Here is a 23,112-nt window from a genome sequence, read left to right as displayed (position 1 = left end):
AAAAATTGCCTGAGGAATGAAACGAATCAATTTAACAAGCCCCAGCAAAAAGCCGGGGCTAATACTTCAATTATTTTGGGACATTTTCAAAAACGCTTGACACACTAATTTTCAAAAAAATTTGAAAAATTTAAAAAATATATTTTTGTATCCTTTAGGATTCCGACAGAGATTTGTTCTTAGTCCATTTTGGTCTTTTTACCTATTCCAGGGGAACCGCAATTTATAATGAAATCAACCGTTATCCACCTGTGGCTGACGGCTGATACTATTTATACTTTTACACCAGAGAAATGAAATATGACGTACAAAAGAATCAGAGAGCTGCGGGAAGATCATGATCTGACACAGAAATACATGGCTCACTATCTCAATGTGATCCAGCGTACCTACTCACGTTATGAACGAGGGGAAAGAATCATTCCTCCTGATGTCTTATGCAAAATTGCAGACTTCTATAATGTAAGTGTAGATTATCTGCTGGAACGCACAGATACAAAGCAGCCTTATCCTCCCTCACTGCTCTCCCGAAAAACAAAAGACACCTAGCGCACTGTGCCAGGTGTCTTTTGTTTTCTGTCTCAGATTATTTTTTCCTATATGAAAATAAATTTCCTGCTGCCCACAGAATGGTACCTGCAGCAATACATACGTCAGACAGATTAAATACGATCTTACGAATTTCTTTGTTCTTCACATTCAGGCTCACATAATCTGTAACATATCCTTTATTTCGACGGTCTGTGTAGTTGGACATTCCACCACCCAGGATCATGGCAAGACCGGCTCTGCTAAGCTTATTTCCGCCGTGGAGAAGCTGGTGCCAGTATTCTCCTGCCACACAGCCCATACCGGCTGCTGCAAGCTCCTGACAATTCTCCCTGCCGATTTTTACCTTACCAAGAATCTTATCTTTATTGTGACAGTTCCGAAGGAGCAGTCTGCCTCCCAGCACTTCTTCTTTGCTTCCCTGAAGGCGGGTACTGTCAATATGTTCTTTTATCTTATAATCCAGCAGAAAGATTCCGCCGGCAATTGTTAGCGAAAGCATACATGCAGCCTCCTTATTTACCAGGAAAATCCTGACCACTTTTCTCAGCTTCTGTTGAGGCCTTTTCTTCCTCTGCACCTGCCTCATTCTCTGCCTGCTTCTCTTCTGTCTCTTCTACAGGTTCTGCAGTCTCAGTGTCCACCACATCGCCCTCAGCTTTCTCTGGTTCCGGAGTCGGGCATACAGAGCCACAGTATGGACAAAAGGAGACACTTCTGTCTACAGCTTTTCCACATGCCGGACAGATTTTCCGTCCCTTCATCTCCGCTGCTGCATCCTTATATCCGTCAATAATATCCAGATGCTGCTCAATCTCTTCGCAGAACCCTTTAAGAGCTTCTTCTACTTCTGCACCTTCTTTGTACTTTTCAAAGATCACATTTCCAATGTCTGCTTTCAGTTTCTGTACCATCTGCTCTTCACTGGAAATCTTGCTTCTGATCTTCTGCGCCTCATAAAGCTGACCGGCTTTTTTTCCAAGATCCTTGGTTGTCCTTGTAATTGTGTCACTTAACTCGTCAAAAAAATCGCGTGCCATAATACCATCTCCTTTACATATAAAAAGTGTTGTAACTATTTAGTACTTTTACGGCTAAAAGCTGTCTCCTGAACAGTTGCAAAGTGATGAAACACCTGTTTCCCTGTCTACTGAGCCATCCCGATCAGGGGAATTTCCTGTCCGCGAAGCAGGATTCTCGGACCGCCTGTACCTTCAATATATTCTCTGGTAATGATCACCTGTCCAATACTGTCATCTTTCGGAATCTCATACATGATATCCAGCATATATTCCTCCAGAATGGCGCGAAGACCTCTGGCTCCAGTATGCTTCTCCAGTGCCTTGGCCGCAATCGCGTGAAGCGCATCCTCCTCATAATCCAGCTTCACCTCATCCAGGGCAAGGAGCTTCTGATACTGTTTCAAAATTGCATTCTTCGGTTCCTTCAGGATCTGCACTAACATATCCTCATTCAGTCCGTCCAGTGTATATATAATCGGCAGACGTCCTATAAATTCCGGAATCATGCCAAATGCACGGATATCATCTACTGTTACCTTCTCCAGAATATGTGGATCATTGTCATATTTGTCCTTCAGGTCTGCGTAAAAGCCGATAGATGCCTGCTTATTCAGTCTCTCCTTGATAATATTCTCCAGATCCGGGAATGCCCCTCCACAGATAAACAGAATATTTCTGGTATTTACCGTTACCATAGGAACCATGGCATTTTTGCTGTTGGCTCCGACCGGCACCTCTACCTCGCTTCCCTCCAGAAGCTTCAAAAGTCCCTGCTGAACCGCTTCACCGCTTACATCACGCTGATTGGTGTTCTTTTTCTTGGCCAGCTTGTCAATCTCATCAATAAAGACAATCCCATGCTCTGCTTTCTCCACATCATTATCTGCTGCAGCAAGAAGCTTGGAGATCACACTCTCAATATCGTCACCAATATAGCCTGCCTCTGTAAGAGAAGTAGCATCTGCAATAGCCAGCGGCACGTCCAGAAGTCTGGCAAGAGTTTTTACCAGGTAGGTCTTTCCACATCCGGTAGGTCCGATCATCAGCATATTGGACTTCTCTATCTCAATCTCATCCATAGTGTCTGTAGCCACACGCTTATAATGATTATAGACAGCAACAGACATTACTTTCTTGGCTCTCTCCTGACCAATTACATATTCGTCAAGGCTTGCCTTGATCTTATGTGGTGCCGGGATCTTCTTAAGATCAATCTCTGGCCTGGCATCTTCTTTTTTCTTCTTTACTTTCTTCGGACGGGGAATTGCATCCTGAATACTGCCCAGATTGATCATACTCACATTAGGCATATTAAGAAGATCGTTCAGATTCAGTCCGTTATTCATCTGCTGGGTCATGGTGTCAAAGCTTTTCTGCATACAATCATTACAGATATGTATATTGTTAGGAAGCTCGATCATTTTGCCTGCCTGGCTCTCCGGACGATGACAGAGAAAACAGAATTTCTCATAATCGCTGTCATCTTCGTGATCATCGTTCTTCTCTGTTATATCGCCATCGATGATTTCGTCTTTTTCATCGTCAAAATGTTCAGTCATATAATTATTTCCTTTCCTGCTGCTGTTATCAGGCTGACCAGCAGTCTTTCCTATCTTATGTAAAAATCATTTTTGTTTTCTTATTGTACCATACTTTTCTCTGATTTAGAAATTAACTTTTTATAAAATGTGAAAAGGGGAGCCTTATCAGCTCCCCTTGCATATTACTGATTACCATCCGGTCTTGCACTCAATGTAACAGTTACTGTCGATTCCTCATACTCTCCGTTATTTAACCGTGCCACCTCAATTTCGATTTCTTCACCAGCTGAATAATACTGAAGCTTATCGTTGATATCAGCCTTACTTGAAACCTTCTGGCCATCCAGCTTGGTAATAATATCGCTTTTCTGGATTCCGGCATTATCTGCTGCCTCTCCCGGATACACATCCATAACAAATGCACCAGATGGCATATTATACATCTGGATTGCTTCTCTGGAAAGATCGGCGAATTTAACTCCCAGATAGCCAATCTGTGACTCATCTGAAACTTTATCCCTTGTCTTACGATTCATAAGTTCTTCCAGAATGGGCTGTGCCTTGGAAATCGGAATGGCATATCCGGTTCCCTCTATACTGCTTGATGCAATTTTGGCACAGTTAATTCCAATCAATTCTCCCTGCATATTTAAAAGGGCACCACCACTGTTGCCAGGATTGATTGCTGCATCTGTCTGGATCAGCTCCTCATAAGTATTGGAATCGGACTGAACAGTGCGATCCAGGGCACTTACCCAGCCAGATGTTACAGTCTGACCATAACCAAGTGCATTACCAATGGCAACCACCTGCTCACCAACAGCAAGATCATCCGAATTGCCAAGCTGGGCAATTTTAATCTGGCTCATGGTTTCTTCCGGAATGTCACTTTTTTCAACTGCAATCACCGCAAGGTCTGTATCCTCGTCAGTTCCTTTTATCTTTGCGGAAACTGCACCATCAATATTCAAGTCTCCATTTCCATTTATATAATTCTCAGTTTCCTGTTCTGCACTTACCACATCACTTCCGATAAAGCAGACACTCAGTGTAGTAGCGCCCTCCACTACATGATTGTTGGTAGCAATGAGAAGTTCATCATCATTCTCTCCGACAATAATACCAGAACCGCTTCCTGTACTGGGATATTCCATTCCATAGCCGAAAAAGCTGCGAATTTCCTGCATGCTTACTGAAGTGATTGCCACGACTGAGGGCATTGCAGCCTGGGCAACCCCTGCAACGGGACCTTTTTCATTTGCTACGATTTCTGCATTGATGCCTTCGCCTGCATCTGTGCTTTCTTCTGCCGTGGTACTGGCAGATGCTGAAGAAGTAAGTGTCTCTGCAGACCCTACTGCAGTCTGAGTTTCTTTCTTAAAATATTTATCCGACACCATATTCACTGCCTGAAATACCAGACCTGCCACCAGACCAAAAATCACAGCCAGCGTAATAGTATTTCCTGCTTTCCTTCCAAAACCGGAAGATGCTGCCTTATCATTATGAAGTCTGTGATGTCTTCCTTTCTTTTTTTCCTCAGGCTTCTTCTCCTGTTCATCAACCTGATAATGCGCATATCTGGGTTCCGAAGATTGGGACTCAAAACCGCTGTCTTTGGATGAATTTCCGGAAGTATCTGAATTGTTGCTGGAAGCGTAATAATTTCCATTGTCTGTGCTTCCTGCACCATCTGAATTTCTGCTGCTGGTATATTTGTAATGATAAGTTACATTTTCATTCAATTCATCTTCGGGGGCCGCTGTCTGATCCGATGCAGCCGATCCGGATTCATCTGTATTCTCTGGCTGTTGGGAGCTGCCATCCGTTTTCTCTGGCTCCTGTCCCCAATTCCATTCATCACTCATTTTCTGCTCCCTTCTATGTTCATAAACAGTGCTGCTGTTCACGTTGGAATCTGCAGCATTCTGTAACATTTTCTTTTATTTATGATACAAGTTTAGCAAGCAATTGTGTTGAAAATGTGATAGATTCATTAAGAAAAGGTGACACGAAAAAAAGTGTCACCTTTCATAGCCACAGTCCCTATTCACGAAGTGCATAACTGTAAAAACACTGAACAGTTACTCGTTTTTCCAATATTCACGGTTCATAGTACAAAACAAAATCACCTTTTTCGGCAGCTTTTTATATCTTTTTCCAAGAAAATATCCCATATATTTGAAGCCACTTTGCCCTGCCAGCTTGGGAACCAGCCAGATATGCCCTGTTTTTATAAGATAAGCCAGGCTCTTTTTCACAAGGCGAAGTCCCTCTCCCTCTGATGGTACTCCCTCAAAAATCTCCGGATGATCTGCCTGGGAAACACCCAGATCAAAATTCCGGTGAAACTGCTGTCTGCATGAATAATTGTGTGAATGGATCACACAGGCATCTGCAGCATAGGCAATTCCATATCCCCGCTTTGCCATAGTTCCTGCATAGATCATGTCTTCATTAAAAATAGCTTTTTTTACAAAACCGCCAATTTCCTCATAAATACTTTTCTTATAAGCTGCACACACATTGGAGCAAAAATAAGTTTTTATTCCATATATGCCAGTATCTTTTTCCCATTTTATAGAAGAAGTTTCCGGATAATTAAATCTTCTGGTGTATTTTTCCAGGTAAGCACAGTCCTCCCGAGCCAGCTGTCTTGCGTAGGCAGCTCCAACTTTGGAATTTTCCTGCAGTGGACGGATCAGATTTCCAATCAGATTTCTGTCTGCCGGAACTGCATCCTGAGTCATAAATACCATAATATCTGAATCAGACAGTCTTGCTCCCCGGCATCTGGTTCCACCGTGGTCAAAATCCGCCTTTTTCAAATGTACCACGTCCACTTTTGGAAATTTTTTCTCCCAGGCCGTGTTCCAGAATTTCTCTTCTGTATTCATAACAAGAATTTTTTCCACTGGATAATTCTGTGTGGAAAGAGAATCCAACAACTTCTCAAATTCTTTTCCCGGACGGTATGCAGGAATAATTACGTCAACTGTTTCCATAGTATCTCTCCTCTTTCAGGTTCTGCACGAATAAATATACTTTCGCAATATGGTAACAATGCTGGCAGAGCGCACATCCTTTTCGCGAAAAAGGGACCACTTCCTTTCGGATGGTCCCTTTAAATTTTCAATCATGGAATATTTATCTACTGATCAATATCCGCTTCCATCTTCGAAACCGCCATCGCCGGAGCTGTCTCCACTATAATCTCCGCCGCTGTAGTCTCCTCCATTATCGTAACTGCTTCCAGAATCACTTCCACTGTCATAACTGCCATCGCTATAATCGCCGCTATAGTCTCCACTATAGTCGTTTCCGCTGTCATAGCTATTGTCGTAGCTGTTGTCATAGCTATTGTCGTAATCGCTTCCACCATAATCGTTGTAATCATAGTTTCCGCTTCCGTCACCCTGCCATACAATATCAGAAGAATTTCCTGCTTCATTACTTGCAATCGGAGACTGGTCAACCAAGGTATCTGCACCGCCTACAAGCTCAATGATCCGGGCATTCGCCTCCACAATGTTCTGTGACGGCTGGTAATTCTCGTCAGCACCATACAGAAACTTATGAAGTTCCTTTACATTATCCTCCAGCGTGTCTGCAACAACCATGCTGGCCTTCTTCACATCCGCAAATTTGTACTTGGCTGGGAAACCGGTAGTATCCGCAATGTTATACCCCATCAAAGTCGGAATCAGGTTCAGAATCTCAGTCTTCGTGATAGATGTGGAAATCATAGGAAATACCTCGTCCATAATATTAAAAATGGTGGTAATTCCTGCTGCCTTTGCTTTGTCAACCATCATTCCGATCACACGGCGCTGACGCTCAGTACGTCCCATATCCATACTTGCAGTGTAACGGATACGACAGTAAGAAACTGACTGTACACCATTCAGATGGTATGTTCCAAGGATTTCCTCCTCGTTCTCCGGCTTGGGATCCGGCAGTTCTACTGGTGTGTAGCTTTTGCCAGTCTCCTGGGAGGTTTCTATACAATAGTCATTCATAAACACCATTTCCGCATAGGAAAGAGGAATATCAAGACCGCCAAGTGCATCTATTGCAGCTACCATTGCATTAAAATTAACAGTTACATAATCCGAAATTTTCAGATCAAGCATGGTATTCAGCATGGAAATGGCCTGTTCCGGACCGCCATATGCGTAAGCAGCATTTGCCTTGGTGTAAGTATCATTTCCAATATCCAGAAGAGTATCACGATATACGGAAGCAAGCTTCACCTCTTTGGTATCATTATTAATACTTGCAATGATAATGGTATCACTATTCTGTGCATCAAGCGCAGCATTCTTGGAACGCTGGTCGATTCCGAAAAGTGCATAAGTTGTATAGCCAGACATCTGTGGTGCTGTCACATTCGTAACAATCTTGCTCTCATCCAGCTGAGGTGTCTCAATCTTGTTCAATCTGGAATCAATCTGTCCATATACATACAATCCGCCAATAAACAGCAAAAGACAGATAATTTCCACAATAAACAAAGCAGTCCTCTTTTTTCTACCAGGTCTTGCCATTTTTCTTTCCTTTCTCAATACGCATTCTTATTAATGAATCCTTTAAAGATCGTCATAAACATTATCTTGATATCAAGCCCTACAGTCCAGTTCTCGATATAGTAAAGATCACACTCAATCCTCTTGCGGATGGAAGTGTCACCTCTGTATCCGTTTACCTGTGCCCATCCGGTCAGCCCGGGTCTTACCTGGTGCTTCACCATATATCTCGGAATCTCTTCACGGAACTTTTCCACAAAAAATGGTCTCTCAGGTCTTGGCCCTACCAGACTCATATCTCCCTTTAAAATATTAAAAAGCTGGGGAAGTTCATCAAGGCTGGTTCTTCGCATAAATCTGCCGATTGCTGTAACCCTGGGATCATTTTTTACTGTCCAGGCTTTCTTCTCCTCTGCCTCTGGCTGAATCTCCATAGAACGGAATTTATACATCCAGAAAGTCTGATTATGGAGACCCACACGTTCCTGACGGTAGATCAGCGGTCCAGGAGAAGTGAGCTTTATCAGCGCACATAGTATCAGCATGATCGGCGACGCCACAATGATTCCAATAATGGAGCCACAAATATCCATTATTCTTTTTATCATGGCATTAAAAGTATTACTAAGAGGAACATACCGGATATTGATCACCGGAAGTCCCAGAATATCCTCTGTATATGGTTTCGTAGGAATAATCTTATTATAATCCGGAATAAATTTTGTATGCACTCCTGATTTCTCACAAAGCGCTACAATCTCCTCCAGTCGGTAATATTCACTTAATCCCAGTGTAATCGCAATCTCGTCAAGCCTGTTCTCCGGCAGGATCACGTTCAGATTGGCAATTCTTCCGATCACCTTGACGCCTTTATACATGGTACCTGCAGTAATATTGTCATCCAGAATGCCTCTTACCACATATCCCCACTGAGGGTTCTGCTGAATGCGGTCAATATACTCTTCTGCTGCCCGGCTGTACCCAACCAGCACTACCTGTTTCTGGTTCAGTCCTTTCTTTCGCATTTTGCGCAGGCTGTAGAAAATAAACATTCTTGCTCCCCAGCTTGCCACAATGCAGATTCCATAAAACATATACAGTACAGAACGGGAAATATCGCCTTCTTCAATGGTATACAAAATAAATGTAGTGATCAGAATACCAAGAGAATTGGCTTTTACAATATTAGACAGCACAAGACGTCTTCCCTGCATCCGCATTGGTTCATACAGTGAAAACGCATGATACAGCAGAATATATGCCGGCAGGATAAATACCAGTGCAGACATATACTGCTGGAAGCTTCTGGCCCGGACAGCATTTGCTGCAAAAGGTCCGATAAATCTCAGCGCCCAGGCAAACATATAAGATAACGTAATTACACAGGCATCTATAACGACATGGAGCCGACTGAAGTTCTTCTGATTATCTTTAATCAATCTCTGCCACCTCTGCCCTTCTTCACATGTTGCCGGGTTTGTCACTCACAGCAACCTTCACAAACCTGTTCCTGCTGCGCGTTTCATCCACATCTTACGCTTTAGAGCGTGTTTGAAAAAGGCTTTCTGCAAGATGTGCGTCACAATTTGTGGGAGATTTTGTCCGGATGAGGGCGCCGTAGCGGGCTACGGCAACCGAATTCGGGCAAAATATACCGCAAAGTGGGGCGTGCAGATTGCGGGAATGCTTTTTCAAACAGGCTCTAAAGCCTTTTTCCAACACTCTCCGGTCTGTGACTTCCTCTATCTTATAATAGATAAAACAGAATTGCAATAAATTCTTCATACATTAACACGAAAAATAGTTACGAAATAATAACGAATCACTTCTGCACAAACTTTTTATACCATAAATCTGTAAATTATATTCCACCACAGTTCCAGCTGGATTCTGGCGTATCTTCCAAGATTTCTCATGTGGAACTTCACTTTTTTATTTCTATGACTGATCTGGAACCCATTTTTGATTCCTGCCACATACTCCCTGCCCATTCCCTTCTGGGAAAAAAACAGGATCTTCATGCCAAAGCCCGGCACCAGAAAAGGAAGATTCAAAATAATCTGAAGAACCGGCATATTTTTGTAGATCAGATAAATATTATTTCTTGAAGAATATCTGGTCTTAAACTGATTGTATCTGGATCCGCTTGTTCCGCTGCCTACATGATAGACCAGTGCAGCTGGCACATACCAGTTCTCATATCCAAAGATCCTGGCACGATAGCCCACATCAATATCTTCCAGATATGCAAAATGCTCTTCATCAAAATATCCGATTTTCTCAAAAACCTTCTTACGGTAAATAGCTGCGCCAGCGCATGAAGCAAATATCCGCCCTTCCTTCTCAAAGGAATGAATATCCTTTCCTTTGCCCCGGGCATATGCCCAGCCAAGAGCAGAATAATAATTTCCTGCATCATCCAGTTTATTCCGGTCATGATAACAGATCATCCTTGCACTGCAGGAGAAGGCCTTCTTATGACGCTTTATAGCTGCCAGCATTTCCCCCACAAAATTCTTATCTACTTCTGTATCGTTATTCAAAAGGAGCACATAAGGTGTCCGTGATGCATAAATCCCCTCATTTACAGCTCTTGAAAAGCCGAAATTATCTGGCAGCTCCACAATGTGTACCCAGGGAAAGTTCCCCATTACAAAGGCAACGCTTCCATCTGAGGATCCATTGTCCACCAGAATGGTCTCAAAATTCTGAAACGCCTGCTGCTCCAGGCTTGAAAGCACACCCTCCAGATATGCCATCCCATTATAATTGGGAATAATGACTGATACTTCCTGCATAATGTCTTCTTAGTCTTCCTCCTTTTTGCCGGTCATGCCCGGAAGTGGTCTTAAAGAATAATTCCACTTGGTCAGGGAAAGATTCTTATTATAATTGGGATCACCGTTCTTCAGAATATCGATCCAGTTACATCTCATATATTCGATTTCCCGCTGGAAACGTCTGACTTTCACCTCATTGTTCTCTGCTCCGCGGGTCTTGGATTCCATATGGTAAAGCCTTGCATAAGGATCATAAACCACCAGATAACCTGCTTTCGTAGTCTTCAGGCACAGATCCACATCGTTAAAGGCGACTGCAAGTTCTTCTGTGAAGCCGCCCACTTTGTCAAAAGCACTGCGCTTCATCATCATACAGGCTGCAGTTACAGCGCTCATATCCTGTAAAATAGACGCCTTGTGGAGATATCCGGTACGATCCGCAGGCATATCCACAAACATATGACCTGCAATTCCACCAATTCCGATCACACAGCCTGCGTGCTGGATGGTATTGTCCGGATAGATCAGTTTCACACCTACCGCTCCCACTTCTCTTCGCTGACACACCCCCAGCATTTCTCCCATCCAGTCCTCTGTAATGACCGTTACATCATTATTCAGAAAAAGGAGATATTCACCTCTGGCATTTTTAACCCCAAAGTTGTTGATCGCGGAATAGTTGAATTCCTTTTTCCAGCAGATCAGATGGATCCTGGGATCCTCTGAAATCTTCCTGTAATAATCAAAAATCTCATCTGTAGTGCTGTTATTCTCCACGATAATGATCTCATAATTGTCGTAGAGTGTGTTCTTCTTAATAGATTCCAGGCATTTCTCCAGAGTTTCCTTCTCGTCTTTATTGGGAATGATAATGGAAACAAGCGGATGTCCCTGTACCGGGTATTTCACTCTGTAAAATCCAAGATCCGGAGTATGGCTTACAGTGCCTTTTACTCCAGTCCTCTCAAGATGTGCCTCGATAGCACGTTTGCCTGCTTCAAAAGCGTACATCTTACTTGCAGGATTATCAGCAGTAGATGCCTTGTGGGTACGCCAATGGTACAAAATCTCCGGTACATGCACCACTTCCCTGGCTTTTTCCACACAACGGAAAATAAAATCATAGTCCTGTGCTCCGTCAAATTCCCTGCGGAATCCGCCCACTTCTTCTACAAGCTGCCGCCGCACAACAAAAAAGTGACAGATATAGTTATTGGAACGAAGCAGATCAATATTAAAATCTGGCTTCAGGTGCGGCTGAAAATGCTCATCCAGTTCAGCAGTCACCTTATCCTCATCTGTGTATACTGCATCCCCGTGCTCATGCTGGTTCAGTGCATTCACAACCTCGTAAAGAGCATTTGGCGCAAGAAGATCATCATGATCCAGAAGCCCCACAAATTCTCCCTTTGCCATGGCAAATGCAGCATTGGTGTTCTCTGCAATCCCTTTATTCTCAGTGAGTTCCTGCCAGCGTACTCTCCTGTCCCTGCTGCTGTATTCTTCCAGCACTTTTCTCATGGACTGATCTTCCGGACTTCCATTGGCAATGCAAAGCTCCCAGTCCTCATAGGTCTGTGCTTCCAGTGAATCGATCATCTGCCGCAAAAATAATTCCGGAGTACGATAAGCCGGAACTACCACGCTGATAAGAGGTGCGTAAGCAAATTTTTTCTTTCTTTGTTTGTCAAGGACCGTCTGGTCCGGCACATATGCCGCGTACCAGGGACCATAAGGGATCTCCTCCGGCTCAAAGCGCTCGTGCAGCCGTATCCAGAACTCCCTTGGACCATAATGCTTCAGATACAAAAGTCCCTTCTGGATCATGTAAGGAGATAATTTTTTGAAGAAACGAGACCACTGGATCCGTCCCTCTGATCCGTTTTTATCGCTCATATTAAAATCCTTTGCTTTTATAATGACCCTATTTTAACATTGAAGAAACAATTTTGCAAGGAAGCTGTAAAAGAAAGGTTGAATTGAACCACATTTTAGGATATGATTATATTTGTATTATATTTTTCTATTTTACAGGAAAAATATACTATATGTTATACTTGCAGCAGAATTGTATCTGCACTGTCAGAAAGAGTGTTACCATGTTGTTCACAGACAGCACTGCAGATACCCTTATTTTAATACAGGAGTTCATTATACTATGAAAAAGCGAAAGATAACCTCAGTTTTTCTGGCTCTTGGTCTTTTTGCATCTCTTCTTTTCCAGGTTCCCATATCTGCAGAAGAGGCAGACCAGAGTGCAGCAGTTGAAGCATCAGGTACCATATCTACCAATTCCATTTCCGGATGGCCACAGGCTTCCGATATTTCTTCTGAAGCGGCTGTAGTCATGGAGAATACCACCAATACCATTCTCTATTCCAAGAATGCAGATGAAGTACTTTTCCCCGGAAGTACAGTCAAGATCATGACTTGTCTTCTGGCTCTTGAAAATACACAGCTCACAGATGAGGTTACCATGACCGCCACCGGAGTTTCCGGTGTCACAGACGGTGGTGCCAGTATTTCCTCACAGGTTGACGAGGTCTTCACTGTAGAGCAGTGCCTGTATGCCATTATGGTTGCCTCTGCCAATGATATTGCACTGCAGATTGCAGAGCATGTAGGCGGTTCTGTAGACGGCTTTGTCCAGCAGATGAATACCCGGGCACAGGAGCTTGGATGTACCAATACCGTATTCACGAATCCCACCGGACTTCCGGATGACAACCAGCACACTACAGCCCACGACATGGCGCTGATCATGCAGGCCGCCATCCAGAATGAGTCTTTCAGAACCATCGCAGCAGCCACCAGCTACACGATCCCTGCCACCAATAAAGCGGCAGCCCGTAACCTGACCAGCAAATTCACCATGACAGATACTGGCAGCACCGGATTTTATGAAGGATGTATCGGCGGTAAGGAAGGTTATACGGAAGCCTCCGGAAGTACACTGGTATGTGCAGCCCAGCGAAATGGCATGACTCTGATCAGCGTAGTCCTGAAAGGTGCTTCCGGTCAGACAGCTCCTGATGCAGCCTCTATTCTCAATTATGGATTTGATCAGTTTGTAACTTTATCCCTTGGAGACAGCGATTTCAGCATTATCTCCGGCGGTGACGTAGTAGTTCCAGCCGGCACCGGTGCCGATAGCCTTACCACAGAAGATTCCCAGAACGGCGACCAGATTGACCGCACCTACCTTTTTAACGGCACTTCTGTGGGATCTGCAGTCCTTGAAGTTGTTCAGTCTGATGATACTGCCTCCGTCCAGGAAGGTCAGCAGCACATGCAGGCTGCCAAGGACTACTCCGATAATCACACTGAAATTCCGTATTTTGTAATTGCCGGTGTATTCTTACTTCTTCTGATTCTTTTGATCTGGAGGATCGTGAAAATTGTAAAATCCTAATAAAAAACCCAGTCAGGACAGGGTATCTTCCTCTCCCGACTGGGTTTTTATATTAGTTCTGCATCAAACTATTTCATCCTTCTTCTCATACGCCATCCTGAATGCACAATCCCCTCTCACAATACTCAGATTCGGATTGTAATACGGATCACCCTTTTTCAGAAAATCTCTGTAACGTTCCCGGAAATGATCCACCTCTTTCTGAAGACGCGCCTTCTTCTCCGGCGTATTCTCCAGTCCGCGTGACTTAGATTCATAATGGTACAGGCAGGCCTCCGGAGTAAATACAACCAATTTACCAAGTGCCCTTGCCCTAAGACAGAAGTCAATATCATTCAGTCCCACTGCAAAGCTTTCATCCAGCCCATGAAGTTCCTCAAAAACGCTTCGCTTCACCATCAGACAGGCGCCTGTTACTGCGCTCTCATCCTGTGTAGTTGCCAGTCTCCACAAATATCCTGTGGCATATCTGTCATATCCGGTAAGAATATGTCCTGCAAAACCTGCGATTCCTACCACGACACCAGCATGCTGAACCGTATTATCCGGGTAAAGGAGCTTGGCGCCTACAATGCCCACATCCTCTCTCTGGCAATAGCCCATCATGTTCTCCAACCACTCTGGAGTAATAACCTCTGTATCATTATTCAACAGAAGTAAATAATCTCCATCCGCATATTTTGCACCAAAATTGTTGATTGCTGAATAGTTGAAGGGACCATCCCATGTAACCACTTTTGCCTGAGGATACCGCTTCTCAAGTTCCTCATAATAGTGGAAGGTCTCTTCCTTCTCACTGTTATTCTCAATTACTATAATCTGGATATTTTTCCAGGTGCTCCTCTCCAGAATGGAAGTCACACATTTATTCAGATCCTCTGTATGATCCTTATTCGGAATCAGAATTGATACCTTCGGGTCACCCTCTATAACAAAATGGGTTCTGAAAACGACCGGGCATCCAGTGTATTCCACCTCTGCCTTAATTCCCATGCGCTCATAATGCCCTGCAAGAGCCTTTTCTCCTGCGATCACTGCATATGGCTTGTCATCCGGATTGCCCGCTGTGGAACCCTCATGGCTTCTCCAGTGATACAGAATTTTGGGAATATGGCGGATCTTCTCACTGTCTGTATGCTCCGTGCAGCGAAGCAGAAAATCAAAGTCCTGGGAACCGTCATATTCTGGCCGCAAAAGTCCTGTTCGGTCGAGAAGTGTTCTCTTTACAACCACCAGATGGCAGATATAATTTACGCAGCACAGATAATCAGGGTTAAAATCCGGCTTAAAATGAGGGAAAAGCCGATTTCCTCTTATATCAATAATATCCTCATCAGAATAAATAAGATCCGCCTCCGGATGCTGTGAGATTTCCTTTGCCATCTGATAAAAAGCTTCCTCTGCCAGGGTATCATCATGATCTGCAAATGCAATATAATTTCCAGTGGCAATTCCAATAGCAGCATTTGTATTGTCTGAAATCTGCAGCTGTTTCTCATTGAAAACAACTTTGATCCTTGGATCCTTTTTCTGATACTCTTCCAGAATACTGCGGATCGGAGAATCTGCTCCACTTCCATCTGAAAGGCAAAGTTCCCAGTTGCTGTATGTCTGCGCCAGCACAGAATCCACAAGAGCCTTCAAAAGGTACTTATCCGTCTTATAGAGAGGAACCACAAGGCTAAACTTAATGTTCTCCCGAAAAACAGTCTTTCTCTGCTGATTCAGTTCTTTCTTAGTAACCCTGTTCTCCTTCAGCCAGGTCTGGTAAAGACCGTCTCCCTTGCTCAATGCTTCCAGCTTGATCAGCGACTTCCGGATCACAGTATGAATGCCATTGGAACGATAATTCTCCATTGCCTTTTTCGAATAAAGGCTGGCTTTTGCCTTAAAGCGTTCGCCCTTTGAAATACCAATCTGGTAGACTGCCTTTTTTCCGTTCTCATCCTTTGCAACAAGATAAGCCTTCTTTCCAGATACATTTTCTGCCTGGATATGGAATCCGCAATCCTTATTCACTTCGCATTCCCGAAACATTTCTGCCACGTCCATTCGGGTATTCCGCTTCAGGGTTATTTTCACAGGCTTTTTATTTTCATCATATACCTGCAGGGAAACCGGTGTAGTTCCTACCGCCCAGCCGGCAAGGATAACCTTCTTCTGCTCTCTGACTATAGATTCCCCATCAACAAAAAGCTGAGGTTTTCCCTGTTTTCTCATAAGATCCGAGGTTTTCATCTTATACCAGAGGAAACGCTCCTTTCCGTTAACAGCGTACACCTCAAGTTTTTTGTAATTCTGCAGATTTTCAGGAAGGGTAACTAATACCTCCACCCATTTGCCTCCTGGATTTTTCGTCTCCACAGCCCTCATAAATCCGGTCATCACAGTAATCAGGTTTGCCTCAGAAGGAAGGCGGATACCATCCAGATAACACTCTATATCTGCTTCCTTTGAAACCCTTCCTGTGATCATATATTTGCAATTATCATTCAAAAGAAACCGTTCTTTTTCAACCAGCATTACCTTTTGATTCATTCTACTTTCCTTTCTTTGCAGAAGATTCCCGACCATTTTTCAAACGGCCCACTGCTTCTCTCGCCCGCTCTCCAAGCACTCCTTTAAGACTGTGGCTTCTCACCTCAAGGGAACAGATCTCATTCAGCATATCTTCCTTTGCCTCATCAATCTCCAGATTCAGTGTAAGATTCTTAGCACCTTCCGGAACCTCTATATCTACAATACAGGGATCAAACCGCGAAAGGAAAGCCCAGCTGCCGCAGATTGTTCCTTCGGGTGTCAGAACCCCGTCCAGGGAAGCTGGCATCCTGTCAAAACGGATTGCTGCAAGATGTACCGTACACGGATGATCACCTGGATCAATTCTAATAAACCTGCAGCTTTTCGGCAGATTCAAGGTGCATTTTACCTTTCCGGCCATAATAGGTCTTTTTACAGAACTTGCTTCGGAATACATACCTCTTTGTTCTGCGAAATATACCTGCAGCGGTCCCAGATTACTCAGGGACAAATATTCCACCCCTGGAGTCATTGTGGCATACATCTCCCTCATAGGAACATGCATGCCTGTAATATATACCTGAAAACCGCTTTCCATTCTGGAAAAACTGGTTCTCATCACTTCTGAAATACCAAATTTCTCATAAAATCCGGCTGCATTCAGCACTTCACGCACTTTATGCGTCTGTATATAGTAATGGATGATCCGATACAGTACAAATTCACAGGGAACTGGAAACTCAAATGTCCATTCATAGTCCAGAAGCGTATATGGACTGGTCATTACAACATTGTCACAAATCATATCAATATTCGTAACATCTGTACATGTCAGTCCGCCAGGCATAGGCACATCACCGAAAACATTTTTGAATTCCTCAGTTATTGTGAACGGCTTCTTGCTGTGAAGCTTCTGTACATTTTCCAGATATTCTGTGAAAATTTTCTCAGCTTTTTCCTTTTCTCCCTTTCCCAGCAGATCATCCAGATATTCTGCAAGATTCTCCTGTTCCAGATACTCAAAATAAGCACAGTCTTCGCCTATCTCGCACTTGTTGCTCAGAAACGGAACTTCCCCATACATCTGATCAAGCTTCTGATTCCATTTTTTCATACGAAGAACGTGTTCTTTTCCTTCCGGATACAGCCATTTTTTCTCCAGCCATCTTTTCCCATCTTCTTCTGCAATGTCAGTGCGGATTGCGAAGGAACGGCTTCTTTCATTGGAATATTTACTGAAAATAATCTCTTTCATTTGTTTTCCTTCCTTTCCACAATCACCAGGAATGAATTGGAAAATTCCTGAAAAAGTCCTGCATCAGTGAGAGAATCGTATACTTTTCCCTCATTGAACAATTGTATTCTGTTACGGTCAAAATTGCAGAAATTATCCCGAAGCTCGCCTTTCTTCGGCAGACGCTTGTCTGAATAAATAGTCATCGGGAATTTGTAATCCGGATATGGATAATAGAAAGTGGTCTTAAATTCACCAGCCTGGTCAATAATATCAGACAGTTCCTTTCTGGAAAAAGTACGCACACTTCTGGTATCCGGATAGTTCTCCAGTCCTTCAAAATATTTTCCCACATGATCTTCGGTGCAGCCGGCCCAGTATTTCAAACCAAGCCGGTTCTCAATCGCGATCACGATTCTGCCTCCCGGTGCCAGATGGCGGGCAATGCGTCGGAGCATTTCCACATAAGGCTGTGCTGTCCCGATATAGCCCTGGGAATATTCAAACACACCGATCAGGGTAATGTAATCATATTTCTCAGTAAGACTACTCTCCACATCCTGAAAATTACCTACCATAATTTTCACATTATCGCATTCACGATTTCGATATGCATTGATGGTGCTGCGCATTTTCGACAGATCGATACAGGTGACACTTTTGGCTTTTCGCGCGAGAACTCCTGTGATCGGTCCACAGCCGGACCCGATTTCCAAAACTTTCTGTTCTTTTGTGATAGGAAGCCACTCCAGAATGTTCTGGCGAATATGTGAAAAATGATAAAGGACCGGCCAGCTGTTTCGTTCATAGATCAACTGGTTTAGTTCCTTCTCCTGATAATTTTTCGCAATTTCCAGAAGTTCTTCTTCCACAGGACCATCGCTGTACAGATCCTCGCCTGGGTAATATTCATAATCTAATGTTACGTTTCCGATTTTTTCCTGCATATTTTATTATTCCTCTATCCACACTTTGGAATTCATATCGTAGAATCCAACTGTATTTTTGGAAGAAACCACAGTTATGTTGCATGCATCATATAAACGATGGAATACGGTAAAATCTCCATTCCGATAACCGGTACATCCAAAGGAGAGAAGATATTCCCCGCCCTGCATATCCATTTTCTGCTCAAAAACCACTACACACTCATCCCCTGCGTCTGTGTGTTCCACATTCACACCTTCATACATAGTGTTGGTTCCTGTGATCTCAGTTCCCTGAATATTCTTGAACGTGAAAGCCATAATAGGCTGCTGAATGCTTTCATGAAAATGAATGCGCATTTTAATCTGAAATTTAGACCCCTTCTCGATCGTGTTGGTCTGAAGTCCCTTGGAATCTATTACAACGAAGTCTGTGATCTCAGCCTGTTTTTCCCCATACTCCAATGTGTTTGGGTTCACAAGGAATCCCTGTTTCCAGTCTTCTTTCTTTGTCTCTGAGCCTTCTGCCTGTTTCACCGGATCCTGATGTACCAGAAGCTGCTTATACATGTCTACCATAGCTTTAGGCGTGCCCTCGTCCAGCATGACACCCTGATTCAAAAGAATAACACGATCGCAGTATTTGGAAATGCTTCCCAGGTCGTGACTTACAAACAAAATAGTTTTGCCCTGTTTCTTAAATTCCTCGAACTTATGATAGCATTTCGCCTGAAAAAATACATCACCTACAGAAAGTGCTTCATCCACTACCAGGATCTCCGGATCTATGTTGATAGCCACAGCAAAGGCCAGGCGTACAAACATACCACTGGAGTAGGTCTTTACCGGCTGATGGATAAAATCACCAATATCAGCAAAACTGAGGATTTCATCCAGCCTTGCGTTGATTTCTTCTTCGGAAAAACCTAACATGGTACCATTCAGGAAAATATTTTCCATACCAGAATATTCCGGATTAAATCCGGCTCCCAGTTCCAGAAGAGCCGAAATTCTTCCATTTACGGTTACGGTTCCGGCTGTAGGAGCCAGTACACCGGTAATAATTTTCAGAATAGTGGATTTTCCGGAGCCGTTTGTTCCAATAATACCAACGCATTCTCCTTCTCCAATATCAAAACTAACATCCTTAAGTGCATAATGTTCTTTATACAGCTTCTTACGACTAAGCCCCAGAGAATCCTTCAGGCGGTCCAGTGGTCTGTTATAGAGCTTATACATCTTGGACAAATTTCTTATTTCAATGGCGTTTTTACTTTCCACGTTGTTTCCTTTCTTTTCTATCCGCTTTGTAACTGCCTAGTTCCTCTACAGTTCTGTACTTCATCGAACATGTCTCATGAACCGTTACCTTCCCTCTTCGCTGAATACATTTCGATTCATAACTGCTTTTCTCCTATTTACAGAACATCTGCAAAATGAACCCGAAGCCGCTTAAAGATCCAGTTTCCAAACAGGAAGCAGCAGATGGCAAATATCCAGAAATATAATGTCCAGACTGGTCTTTCGAAGAACCAGCGCTTGATAATAAATGCGTCACGATATCCTGATACAATATAAAATACAGGATTCAGCTGAAGAATTTTGTATAGAAGGCTGTTGGTACCGATCATGCTCTCTGACACCCACATAATAGGAGTCAGCCATACTCCAACCTGTAATCCGATACCAATAATCTGGTTCAGATCGCGGAAAAGGACTGCAATTGCACTGGTAGCATAGCAAAGTCCCAACACAAGAAAAAAGACGCATGCACTATAATACAATATCTGAAGGTAGTACCAGTCAGGAAATCTTCCGTTACATATATAAAGAATAATTGCCAGAAGTACAAAAAAGCCATGTACAAATAAAGCGGAAATTATTTTTACCACTGGAAGGACGCTAATGTTGAACACTACCTTTTTTACAAGGTAATTATATTCCAGAAGCGAATTGGTACCTCCGGAAAGCGCATCAGAAAAGAAAAACCAGGGCACAATACCAGCTACCAGATAAAGCACAAAAGGGACTCCCAGTTCATCTGTGTTGGACCGGAACCCCACTGAAAATACAAACCAGTATACCAGAATTGTTACCACCGGCTGAACGAAAGCCCAGAAGGTTCCAAAATAAGAACCTGCATATCGGGTCTTGAAATCATTTTTTGCCAGTTTCATAACCAGCCGGCGGTTTTTATATAAATCCGCCGGCAGGGAAAAAATAGACTTAAGCATTTACAGTCTCCTATCTGTTAAGTTCCTTAAAGCTGCCCCATTTCTGATCCTTGTCAGAGAAGATCAGCTCCATACCTTCCGGAATCGGCCACTGTACATTGATGTCCGGATCATTCCAGATCAGACCGCCCTCATCGTTTGGATGATAAAAATCGGAGCATTTATAAGTAAACTCCGCATTCTCAGAAAGAACCAGGAAGCCATGTGCAAATCCTTTCGGAATAAAAAACTGTTTCTTATTCTCTGCTGAAAGAACAACTCCGTACCATTTTCCATAAGTTTTGGAGCCCTCTCTTAAATCTACAGCCACATCAAACACTTCTCCGTTTACTACGCGGACAAGTTTGTCCTGTGGATAATGAAGCTGGAAATGGAGACCGCGAAGAACACCATAACGTGAGCTGGACTGATTATCCTGTACGAATTCTACGTCAATTCCTGCCTCTTTGAAGTCATTGTAATTGTAAGTCTCCATAAAATAACCTCTGGAATCTCCAAATACGGTTGGCTTGATTACTTTTAAGCCTTCAATATCATCACAATTTGTTACTTTAATTTTTCCCATTTTTTTTCTCCTTATTTATCTTTCATTTTATATTCAGTCAAATTTACAGTCTTATCGACTTCTTAAAGCATGTTTGAAAAAGTTTTTCTGCAAGATGTGTGTCACAATTTATGGGAGATTTTTCAAACACGCTCTAATATACATGATTCCGTCTGATAAATCAAGATTATTGGTTGCGGTTACTGTTCATCCAATCTGTACTGTTTGGTACATACACCATTTTTGTTAAATACGGAAACGAGTCCATCTGCACTGGTCAGGCTCACGTTCTGCGCACGTACTCCTGCGCCGGCACCCGTTCCGCGGTAGAAATAATATTTTTTTCCTTTGATGGTGTACCAGCCCTTATAAGCCTTTCCATTTTTTCCAAAATAGTAAGTATTCTTCCTGCCATTCTCTGTGAGGGTGATAAACTTGTTCTTTGCACGGTAACCTTTACTTCCAAAATAGTAAATGCTGCCGTTGGCTGCTACATATTTGTAATTCTTTTCCATGGCAAAGGATGTAGTGCTGAAATAATAATATTTCCTGCCCACCTTGCGCATACCTGTCAGGGCTTTGCCATCTGCTCCGAAATAGTAGGTCTTGCCTTTCTTTGTCACAACTTTATTTTCTACACGTACACCGTTTTTGTCCACGTAATAAGCAGTGCCGTCTTTCTTGATCAGCTTGCTTTTATATAAGTGTCCGTCTACGGAACTAAAGCAGTAATACTTGCCATCAATTTCCAGCCAGCCTTTGGCCTTTTTATCATTTGTGTAGTAATATTTTCTGCCTTTAACAGTGGTCCAGCCATTCTTGTGAAGCTTGGGATCTGAATATAAAGGCTGTTTTGCAGGGGTATAGCCTTCCTGAGAATTCCATCTGGGAACAACCTTGGTTGTATAATCTACATAGCCAAAGTTCAGATCCACATTGTTCTCTTTGGGAACTCCACTGATCAGCTTCTTGGTACTGATCATACCTGAAACTTCATCACCAGCTGTGCACTGCCAGATGGTGTATTTGTATTTGCTGGCGCTCGGTGCAAGAATTGTATCTCCGTAGCTTGCAATCCAGACATCCAGACCGGAGCCTTCCAGAACGTTCCAGTCTACAAAATTATTATACCAATTCAGATTCATGTAGAGAATTGGTGTATATCCTGCCTTGCGGATCTCATCACAGAATGTGAGAGCAATCTGGGAAATTTCCTTTCTGGTCAAGGTTCCCAATGTAGCTTCATCTTCCAGGTCAAAAGCTACCGGATAGGAAACCTTATGTCCCTGCATCTGACGAATGGCCAGCTGCGCTTCAGCAAGTGCTTCTTTGTTTGTCTTGGCAAGACTGTATACATAAGTTCCCACCGGCACATCTGCTGCCTCTGCCTCAGTCATATTATAGTCATAATAATCATCCAGATGTCTGGTTCCATAGGAAATACGCACAAAGGCAAAATCCAGATCTTTCTTGGCTTCCTTCCAATTGATCTTTCCCTGCCATTCTGAGACATCCATACCTCTGGTAATGGCTCCTTCTACTTTCTTTCCACTTCCATTGTAGCAGACTCCGTCAATTTTGTGCCATGCCTTTGAGCTTGTCTTGGAAGAGGAATCTCCTACACTTGGTGCCAGATGCGCATCTGGTGAAACATTTTCAATATTATATGGCTTATTTCCTGCATTGGCACTTACATCTGCAGTTGGTCCTGCAATTATTGCAGTTCCAAGCATAGCTGTAAATAAACCGGCAGACAGCCATTTTTTCCATTTTCCCATATCTCCTCCTGATAAACAGTTTCAGGTTACGTTCCTTACCGGACCA

At 43.2% G+C, this 23,112-nt stretch carries 20 protein-coding genes and 1 pseudogene; 3 read left to right on the top strand and 18 right to left on the bottom strand.

Annotation, left to right across the window (positions count from 1 at the left end):
* Positions 1-300 precede the first annotated feature (300 nt).
* Positions 301-549: a helix-turn-helix domain-containing protein gene (locus AB5642_RS14995; RefSeq protein ID WP_118579639.1), complete on the top strand. Its 249-nt coding sequence runs from the start codon at positions 301-303 to the stop codon at positions 547-549.
* Between the two features lie 37 nt (positions 550-586).
* On the opposite strand, the gene AB5642_RS14990 is transcribed toward AB5642_RS14995, so the two are convergent.
* The 8 genes from AB5642_RS14990 to AB5642_RS14955 all read right to left on the bottom strand — a co-directional run bounded on the left by AB5642_RS14990 (position 587) and on the right by AB5642_RS14955 (position 9,291).
* Positions 587-1,051, bottom strand: a complete 465-nt coding sequence (locus tag AB5642_RS14990) for a signal peptidase II (RefSeq protein WP_173734898.1) — start codon at positions 1,049-1,051, stop codon at positions 587-589.
* 13 nt (positions 1,052-1,064) lie between these two features.
* The gene (locus AB5642_RS14985) at positions 1,065-1,589 is read right to left on the bottom strand and encodes a zinc ribbon domain-containing protein (protein ID WP_173734899.1); all 525 of its coding nucleotides are present in this window, start codon (positions 1,587-1,589) and stop codon (positions 1,065-1,067) included.
* Positions 1,590-1,696: 107 nt separating this feature from the next.
* The gene (gene clpX / locus AB5642_RS14980) at positions 1,697-3,130 is read right to left on the bottom strand and encodes an ATP-dependent Clp protease ATP-binding subunit ClpX (protein WP_118579648.1); all 1,434 of its coding nucleotides are present in this window, start codon (positions 3,128-3,130) and stop codon (positions 1,697-1,699) included.
* 164 nt (positions 3,131-3,294) lie between these two features.
* Complete coding sequence (locus AB5642_RS14975) at positions 3,295-4,980, bottom strand: S1C family serine protease (protein ID WP_173719289.1); 1,686 nt, start codon at positions 4,978-4,980, stop codon at positions 3,295-3,297.
* Between the two features lie 216 nt (positions 4,981-5,196).
* Entirely contained in the window at positions 5,197-6,117 is a 921-nt protein-coding gene (locus tag AB5642_RS14970) for a glycosyltransferase family 2 protein (RefSeq protein ID WP_118579651.1), read from the bottom strand.
* Positions 6,118-6,270: 153 nt separating this feature from the next.
* Positions 6,271-7,659 carry an LCP family protein gene (locus AB5642_RS14965; protein ID WP_173773110.1) on the bottom strand — a complete coding sequence of 463 codons (1,389 nt, stop codon included), beginning with the start codon at positions 7,657-7,659 and terminating at the stop codon, positions 6,271-6,273.
* A gap of 14 nt (positions 7,660-7,673) precedes the next feature.
* On the bottom strand, positions 7,674-9,077 hold the full coding sequence (locus tag AB5642_RS14960) for an undecaprenyl-phosphate glucose phosphotransferase (protein ID WP_173773109.1): 1,404 nt from the start codon (positions 9,075-9,077) through the stop codon (positions 7,674-7,676).
* Between the two features lie 94 nt (positions 9,078-9,171).
* Entirely contained in the window at positions 9,172-9,291 is a 120-nt protein-coding gene (locus tag AB5642_RS14955; protein ID WP_308768472.1) for a DUF6783 domain-containing protein, read from the bottom strand.
* On the opposite strand from AB5642_RS14955, the pseudogene AB5642_RS14950 reads away from it, so the two are divergent.
* A pseudogene (locus AB5642_RS14950) lies at positions 9,250-9,414 on the top strand (DUF6783 domain-containing protein); the annotation flags it as partial. The gene AB5642_RS14955 and the pseudogene AB5642_RS14950 sit on opposite strands and share 42 nt — an antisense overlap.
* 65 nt (positions 9,415-9,479) lie before the next feature.
* Here the strand turns inward: AB5642_RS14950 and AB5642_RS14945 are convergent.
* Positions 9,480-10,436 carry a glycosyltransferase family 2 protein gene (locus AB5642_RS14945; protein WP_148461724.1) on the bottom strand — a complete coding sequence of 319 codons (957 nt, stop codon included), beginning with the start codon at positions 10,434-10,436 and terminating at the stop codon, positions 9,480-9,482.
* Positions 10,437-10,445: 9 nt separating this feature from the next.
* A complete protein-coding gene (locus AB5642_RS14940; protein WP_187566224.1) occupies positions 10,446-12,314 on the bottom strand; it encodes a glycosyltransferase in 1,869 nt (622 codons plus the stop codon).
* Between the two features lie 262 nt (positions 12,315-12,576).
* On the opposite strand from AB5642_RS14940, the gene AB5642_RS14935 reads away from it, so the two are divergent.
* A complete protein-coding gene (locus AB5642_RS14935; RefSeq protein ID WP_118579657.1) occupies positions 12,577-13,830 on the top strand; it encodes a D-alanyl-D-alanine carboxypeptidase family protein in 1,254 nt (417 codons plus the stop codon).
* 63 nt (positions 13,831-13,893) lie between these two features.
* Here the strand turns inward: AB5642_RS14935 and AB5642_RS14930 are convergent, their stop codons facing one another.
* From AB5642_RS14930 to AB5642_RS14895, 8 genes are all read right to left on the bottom strand, one after another.
* Positions 13,894-16,368, bottom strand: coding sequence for a glycosyltransferase (locus tag AB5642_RS14930; RefSeq protein WP_237925661.1), 2,475 nt, complete (start codon positions 16,366-16,368; stop codon positions 13,894-13,896).
* 1 nt (position 16,369) lies between these two features.
* Positions 16,370-17,605, bottom strand: coding sequence for a hypothetical protein (locus tag AB5642_RS14925; protein ID WP_195392034.1), 1,236 nt, complete (start codon positions 17,603-17,605; stop codon positions 16,370-16,372).
* Positions 17,602-18,531, bottom strand: coding sequence for a class I SAM-dependent methyltransferase (locus AB5642_RS14920; protein ID WP_118579662.1), 930 nt, complete (start codon positions 18,529-18,531; stop codon positions 17,602-17,604). The genes AB5642_RS14925 and AB5642_RS14920 overlap by 4 nt, the downstream gene beginning before the upstream one ends.
* Before the next feature lie 6 nt (positions 18,532-18,537).
* Positions 18,538-19,791, bottom strand: coding sequence for an ABC transporter ATP-binding protein (locus AB5642_RS14915; protein WP_237925660.1), 1,254 nt, complete (start codon positions 19,789-19,791; stop codon positions 18,538-18,540).
* 137 nt (positions 19,792-19,928) lie between these two features.
* Positions 19,929-20,744 carry an ABC transporter permease gene (locus AB5642_RS14910; protein ID WP_118579665.1) on the bottom strand — a complete coding sequence of 272 codons (816 nt, stop codon included), beginning with the start codon at positions 20,742-20,744 and terminating at the stop codon, positions 19,929-19,931.
* Between the two features lie 10 nt (positions 20,745-20,754).
* Positions 20,755-21,309, bottom strand: coding sequence for a dTDP-4-dehydrorhamnose 3,5-epimerase (gene rfbC, locus AB5642_RS14905; protein WP_195392033.1), 555 nt, complete (start codon positions 21,307-21,309; stop codon positions 20,755-20,757).
* Between the two features lie 43 nt (positions 21,310-21,352).
* Complete coding sequence (locus AB5642_RS14900; protein WP_368370244.1) at positions 21,353-21,439, bottom strand: DUF6783 domain-containing protein; 87 nt, start codon at positions 21,437-21,439, stop codon at positions 21,353-21,355.
* A 49-nt stretch (positions 21,440-21,488) separates the two neighbouring features.
* Complete coding sequence (locus AB5642_RS14895) at positions 21,489-23,066, bottom strand: GH25 family lysozyme (protein WP_195392032.1); 1,578 nt, start codon at positions 23,064-23,066, stop codon at positions 21,489-21,491.
* Positions 23,067-23,112: the final 46 nt, after the last annotated feature.

This window comes from Ruminococcus sp. 1001136sp1_2201st1_G3_2201SCRN_220225, from assembly GCF_040924365.1.
GTDB lineage: Bacteria > Bacillota > Clostridia > Lachnospirales > Lachnospiraceae > Blautia_A > Blautia_A faecis.
This window is presented reverse-complemented; position numbering and strand designations above follow the sequence as displayed.

Coding starts and splice junctions, on each gene's coding strand:
- AB5642_RS14975 (WP_173719289.1), bottom strand. CDS start 4,980: ATGAGTGATGAATGGAATTGGGGACAGGAGCCAGAGAAAACGGATGGC.
- AB5642_RS14965 (WP_173773110.1), bottom strand. CDS start 7,659: ATGGCAAGACCTGGTAGAAAAAAGAGGACTGCTTTGTTTATTGTGGAA.
- clpX (WP_118579648.1), bottom strand. CDS start 3,130: ATGACTGAACATTTTGACGATGAAAAAGACGAAATCATCGATGGCGAT.
- AB5642_RS14985 (WP_173734899.1), bottom strand. CDS start 1,589: ATGGCACGCGATTTTTTTGACGAGTTAAGTGACACAATTACAAGGACA.
- AB5642_RS14935 (WP_118579657.1), top strand. CDS start 12,577: ATGAAAAAGCGAAAGATAACCTCAGTTTTTCTGGCTCTTGGTCTTTTT.
- AB5642_RS14990 (WP_173734898.1), bottom strand. CDS start 1,051: ATGCTTTCGCTAACAATTGCCGGCGGAATCTTTCTGCTGGATTATAAG.
- AB5642_RS14930 (WP_237925661.1), bottom strand. CDS start 16,368: ATGAATCAAAAGGTAATGCTGGTTGAAAAAGAACGGTTTCTTTTGAAT.
- AB5642_RS14910 (WP_118579665.1), bottom strand. CDS start 20,744: ATGCTTAAGTCTATTTTTTCCCTGCCGGCGGATTTATATAAAAACCGC.
- AB5642_RS14940 (WP_187566224.1), bottom strand. CDS start 12,314: ATGAGCGATAAAAACGGATCAGAGGGACGGATCCAGTGGTCTCGTTTC.
- AB5642_RS14895 (WP_195392032.1), bottom strand. CDS start 23,066: ATGGGAAAATGGAAAAAATGGCTGTCTGCCGGTTTATTTACAGCTATG.
- AB5642_RS14945 (WP_148461724.1), bottom strand. CDS start 10,436: ATGCAGGAAGTATCAGTCATTATTCCCAATTATAATGGGATGGCATAT.
- rfbC (WP_195392033.1), bottom strand. CDS start 21,309: ATGGGAAAAATTAAAGTAACAAATTGTGATGATATTGAAGGCTTAAAA.
- AB5642_RS14970 (WP_118579651.1), bottom strand. CDS start 6,117: ATGGAAACAGTTGACGTAATTATTCCTGCATACCGTCCGGGAAAAGAA.
- AB5642_RS14995 (WP_118579639.1), top strand. CDS start 301: ATGACGTACAAAAGAATCAGAGAGCTGCGGGAAGATCATGATCTGACA.
- AB5642_RS14920 (WP_118579662.1), bottom strand. CDS start 18,531: ATGCAGGAAAAAATCGGAAACGTAACATTAGATTATGAATATTACCCA.
- AB5642_RS14925 (WP_195392034.1), bottom strand. CDS start 17,605: ATGAAAGAGATTATTTTCAGTAAATATTCCAATGAAAGAAGCCGTTCC.